This is a genomic window from Bradyrhizobium sp. (assembly GCF_017881085.1).
Lineage (GTDB): Bacteria > Pseudomonadota > Alphaproteobacteria > Rhizobiales > Xanthobacteraceae > Bradyrhizobium.
Genome location: NZ_JADGRI010000340.1, coordinates 1 through 5,518 on the forward strand (window position 1 = coordinate 1; position 5,518 = coordinate 5,518).

4 protein-coding genes are annotated in these 5,518 nt (G+C 64.2%); 1 reads left to right on the forward strand and 3 read right to left on the reverse strand.

Going from position 1 to position 5,518, the window contains the following annotated elements; translation table 11 throughout:
* Both argS and QZ213_RS23860 read right to left on the reverse strand, forming a co-directional pair.
* Nucleotides 1-1,371: arginine--tRNA ligase (gene argS, locus QZ213_RS23855; RefSeq protein ID WP_291688539.1), on the reverse strand; the 1,371-nt coding region annotated here is incomplete at its 3' end.
* 52 nt (nt 1,372-1,423) lie between these two features.
* Nucleotides 1,424-2,632 (reverse strand): deoxyguanosinetriphosphate triphosphohydrolase, encoded by a 1,209-nt coding sequence (locus QZ213_RS23860; RefSeq protein WP_291688540.1) that lies wholly within the window; start codon nt 2,630-2,632, stop codon nt 1,424-1,426.
* Between the two features lie 110 nt (nt 2,633-2,742).
* Here QZ213_RS23860 and erpA point away from each other — a divergent pair, with 110 nt between their 5' ends.
* Entirely contained in the window at nt 2,743-3,075 is a 333-nt protein-coding gene (gene erpA / locus QZ213_RS23865) for an iron-sulfur cluster insertion protein ErpA (RefSeq protein ID WP_291688541.1), read from the forward strand.
* Between the two features lie 52 nt (nt 3,076-3,127).
* On the opposite strand, the gene QZ213_RS23870 is transcribed toward erpA, so the two are convergent.
* A partial coding sequence (locus QZ213_RS23870) for a PAS domain-containing hybrid sensor histidine kinase/response regulator (protein WP_291688542.1) occupies nt 3,128-5,518 on the reverse strand: 2,391 nt, incomplete at its 5' end.

Genomic DNA, 5,518 nt, shown 5'->3' on the forward strand with positions numbered 1-5,518 from the left:
CGGGTTCTCGCGCGACTGCTCGATCACCTTGGCGAGGTCGAAATCCAGCACCGCGTCGTTCTTGCGGTAGAGCATCATGAAGCGGACGGCGTCCTTGCCTACTTCGTCGACCACCTCGCGCAAGGTGACGAAATCGCCGGAGCGTTTCGACATCTTCACGGGCTCGCCGTTGCGCAGCAGCTTGACGAGCTGGACGATCTTCACATCCAGCGTCGCCTTGCCTGATGTAACGGCTTTGACCGCCGCCTGCATGCGCTTGATGTAGCCGCCGTGGTCGGCGCCAAACACATCGATGAGATTGGTAAAGCCGCGGTCGAACTTGTTCTTGTGGTTGGCGATGTCGGAGGCGAAATAGGTATAGGCGCCGTCTGACTTCATCAGCGGACGATCAACATCGTCGCCATAGGCGGTGGCCCGGAACAGCGTTTGCTCGCGGTCCTCGTAATCCTCGACCGGCCCGCCCTTCGGCGGCGGCAGGCGGCCTTCATAAACATCGCCCCGCGAGCGCAGGAAATCGATGGTCTCGGCTACCTTGTTGTTGCCGGCTTCGGTCAGCGAACGCTCGGAAAAGAACACGTCGTGCCTGATGTTGAGGGCTGCGAGATCGCCCTTGATCTCCTCCATCATCATCGCGATCGACTTGTCGCGCACGACCGGAAGCCATCGGCCTTCCGGCATTGCCAGCAGCTTGTCGCCATATTCGGCGGCCAGCGCCTGCCCGACAGGCTTCAGATAGTCGCCGGGATAAAGCCCTTCCGGAATCGCGCCGATGTCCTCGCCGAGCGCCTCGCGATACCTCAGGAAAGCCGAGCGCGCGAGCACATCGACCTGCGCGCCGGCATCGTTGATGTAATATTCGCGCGTGACGTCATAGCCCGCGAAAGCAAGCAGGCTGCACAGCGCGTCGCCGAACACCGCGCCGCGGCAATGCCCGACATGCATCGGCCCGGTCGGATTGGCCGAGACATATTCGACATTGACCTTCTCGCCCGCGCCCAACCCGCTTTGCCCGTAGGCGTCGCCCTCGCGCAGCACGGTACGCAGCGCGTCGGACCAGGCCTTTGGCTTCAGGGTGAGATTGATGAAGCCCGGACCGGCGACATCGACGGATGCGATCAGATCGTCCCCGCGCAATTTGGCCGCGATCGCTTCCGCCAGGTCGCGCGGTTTTGCCCTGGCTTCCTTGGCCAGCACCATCGCCGCGTTGGTCGCCATATCGCCATGCGCGGCGTCGCGCGGCGGTTCGACCACGACCCGCGACAGGTCGATTCCGGCAGGCCATCCGCCTTCTGCCGCGAGCACGCCGCAAACCGCGTGCACGCGCGCCAGCACGTCGGCGAAAAGATGCGGATGTGTAGCTTTATCGGCCATGGGCGGAAAGTGACCTGGGATTGCGCCGCGCATGCGGCTTTGAGGCCGCCGCCTAACGCAAATCCGGGGTCGAGTCAAAAAGCCTTTGGTGCTCGGTCAGCGCGAAACGGTCGGTCATCCCGGCGATGAAGTTGCCGATCCGCCGGGCGCGCTCGGTTTCGCTGTCCCCGCCGTCCGGCGGCAGCCACTCCGCCGGCAGATCACCAGGGGTGTTCTGATAGCGCGCGAACAGATCGAACAGGATCTGTTCGGCCTCGCCCATTACCCGCATCACCCGCTCGTGCCGGTACATCCGCAGCTTCAGGAACGCCTTGATCTCGGCCTCGGCTCGCGCGACGTCGGCGGCAAACGCGATCAGCGCGTTGCCAAGGTTGCGGACATCGTCGGCCGATTGCGGTCCTGCTGCTTCCAGGCGCCGTCGCGCTTCCGAGATGACGGCGCCGATAAGGCAGGAAATCAGCTCGCGCACAAGTTCGGCGCCGCGCCTGTCGTCATCCAGCGCGGGATAGCGCCGGTCGATTTCGGCGATCATTTCCGCCGTCAGCGGCATGACCCTGAGATCGTCGACGGTGAACAGACCGGCCCGCAGGCCATCGTCGATATCGTGGGCGTCATAGGCAATGTCGTCGGCAATCGCCGCGACCTGCGCTTCCAGCGAGGCAAAGCTCCACAATTCCAGATCGTATTTGCCGTTATATTCGGAAATGGCCACGGGAATGCCGCGGTCGCGATAGCGCCCGCCGGCGAGCCCATTTCGTTCCGTCAACGGGCCGTTGTGCTTGACGATGCCCTCCAGCGCTTCCCAGGTCAGGTTGAGCCCGTCGAATTCGGGATAGCGATGCTCCAGCGAGGTGACCACCCGCAAGGTCTGGGCGTTGTGGTCGAACCCGCCATGGGGCTGCAGGCAGGCATCCAGCGCCCGCTCGCCGGCATGCCCGAACGGCGGATGGCCGAGGTCATGGGCGAGCGCCAGCGTTTCCGTGAGATCCTCATCGAGACCGAGCTGCCGCGCCAGTGCGCGCGCGATCTGCGCCACCTCGAGCGAATGGGTCAGCCGGGTGCGGTAATGATCGCCTTCGTGGAACACGAACACCTGGGTCTTGTACTTGAGGCGGCGAAAGGCGGTGGAATGGATCACCCGGTCGCAATCGCGCCGGAACGGGCTGCGGGTCTTGCTCGGCGGCTCCTGGAACAGCCGCCCGCGGCTGCGTTCGGAATCGCAGGCAAAGACCGAACGAGGAGCAGCCATTCCGACCGACACGGTGTAATAGTCTCCCTCAGGGGTTTGATTCCAGCGTCCGGCACACTTAACTAGACTTGGGCGCCGGACACCAAATAATTTGGCTATCGGCCGGCGATCGGAGCTACTTCATGACAGCAGCCAATGTGGTCATTAGCGAGCGGGCGGCCCGCCGGATCGGGGAAATCCTCAAGACCGAGGGCGAAGGTGCGATGCTGCGCATCAGCGTCGAGGGCGGCGGCTGCTCCGGCTTTCAATACAAATTCGATATCGAACGCGCCAAGGCGGAAGACGACCTGGTGATCGCGCGCGACAGCGCCGTGGTGCTGGTCGACCCCGCCTCGGTGCCGTTTCTGGCGGGCTCCGAGGTCGACTTCGTCGACGACCTGATCGGCGCCTCGTTCCGGGTGGTCAACCCCAACGCCACCGCATCCTGCGGCTGCGGCACCAGTTTTTCGATCTGAGAACATCGAACGCGGTCGGTCCCGGCACGGCCGAAACCCTCGCGGGCCCGTGCTACGCGATCCCTGCTTTGTCCGTCTCGAACTCCCGGCGCATTTTGCGATAGGCGTCGTCCAGCTGCAAAACCGCCTCCCGCAACTCGTCGGCGCTGATCTTGGCCGCCCGGTGTTCGATCAACCTTGCGATATCTGCCATCTCGCCGGCGCCGAGCGTCCTGGCCGATCCCTTTAGCGCATGCGCCTCGATCTCGATCTGCTCGCGATCGTTGCCCTCCTCGAATTCCTGGAACAAGGCGAGCCGGGCCTCGGTCTCGCGTGCGAAGAGCGCGAATGTCTGACGCACGCCGTCTGCGCCGATTGCCTCGGTGAGTTGCGCCAGCGCGTTCCGGTCAAGCGGCGCGGATCCCGTCGATGGGGCCGGTAACACCGGCGATGAAGCGGCCGGCACAGCGGCCCGATCGACGGCGCGCAGTATCGCTGCCACCATCGCCGGCTTGCGCAGCGGCTTGGCAAGGAAGTCGGACATGCCGGAGTCGCGGCACTGCTTGACATCTTCGGGGAATGCATTCGCGGTCAGCGCAATAATCGGCAGCGTGGCAAAGCGCCCGCCGCGGGCGCGGATCGCCCGCGTTGCCGCAAGGCCGTCCATCTCCGGCATGCGCACATCCATCAGGATCAGGTCGTAGTCGGCTTCGGATGCTGCCCGTACCGCCTGCACGCCATCGGTCGCGATCCGCGTCTCCGCGTTGAATTCCTGCAGCATCTTCACGACAACCATCCGGTTGGTCGCGTCATCCTCCGCGATCAGCACCCGCAACGGTCGGCCGAGCGCGGCGATGCCGGCCTTGAGGTCGTCGGCCCCGACCCGATCGGCGCGCTGGTCCGAGACCGGTTTTTCGCTCCACGGCAGGGTCAGGCTGAACCGGAACGTTGCGCCAACGCCGGGGATGGAGCTAACGGCGATGCTGCCGCCCATTTGCTCGACGATGCGCCGGCTGATGGCAAGGCCGAGCCCGGTGCCGCCGAAGCGGCGATTGATCGAGACATCGGCCTGGACAAAATCCGCAAAAAGACCGCCGACGCGGTCGGGCGGGATTCCGATGCCGGTATCCGTCACCCGCCATTCAACGGTAGCGCAACTATCGTCCCGCGATGTGCAGGCGACCGCGATGGTCACGCCGCCGAGCTCGGTGAATTTGATGGCATTGGTGGCAAGATTGAGCAGGACCTGACGGATCCTGGCGACGTCTCCGCGCAGGGCGCGGGGTAGTTTCGGATCGACATCGATCTTGACCGTCAGTCCCTTGGTCTTCGCGCTGGATCCGATAATCGACGAAACGGCGTCCATCAGCGCGGCCGGCGAGAAATCGATCGCCTCAAACTCCAGCCGGCCAGCCTCGAGCTTCGAGAGGTCGAGAATGTCATTGAGGATCCGCTGCAGATTGTCGCCGGATTCCCTGATGGTGGCAACCGCATGATGCTGCTCCGGATCGAGCTTGGTCTCCAGCAGCATGCTCGCCAGGCCGAGTACGCCGTTCATCGGGGTCCGGATTTCGTGGCTCATCATCGCAAGGAACCGGGACTTCGCCCGGTTCTCCGCTTCGGCCTGCTCGGCCCGCCAGCGCTCGGTGACGTCGTGCCCGACACCGCGATAGCCGACGAAGACGCCGTCGTGGTCGACCGCCGGCTTTGCCGACAACGACCACATCCGGGCTTGGCCGCCGGCGACGACATGAACGATGACATCGTGCAGCGGTTCGTGCTTTTCCATCAGCCCGGCAAGTGCGGCGACGGCCGCGCCATCGGAAGGGCAAAGCACCTCGAGGGCTTCGACGAACCTGGCGCCGAGCAGCAATTGAGGCGGCATCTGCGCCACCTCGACGAAACGTTCGGGAACGTGGGTCAGGCTTCCTTCCGCATCGGTCTGCCAAAGCCAGTCGCTGGCATTTTCCTGAAATTCCTTGAGCAAGAGCGAGATGGTCTCGGTCTGGCGTTCGAGTTGCAAGCGCGCCGACAAATTGTCGAAAAACAGATTTCCGTTCGACACCACGTTGCGCGAGATAAAGACCGCATAGATTACGAGGAAAATCGCGGTGATCGCGAACGTCTCGTCCCGGCAGAGCAGCAGAGCCAGCACGGATGCGCAGGTCATCGTCCACGTGTAGGCCAGTCCCGCGCTCGGCACGCTTGCGAGCGCGAACCCGCCTGCCGAGATCATTCCCGCCATCAGGCAGGCGACGATCAATTGATGCTGCGGCTCGATCCCGGGAAGCAGCACCACCGGCATCGCGCCCCAGCTCAGCGCGAGCACGAACGCCTGAATCGTCATTCGCTTCGTGGCATTGCGCGATGCTTCTTTGGGCGGCTTGCGGCGCGACCGTGCCCACGACCGCGTCGCCATGACGGCGGCTACCGCGATAACCGAAGCCCAAGCACCGAGGAAAAG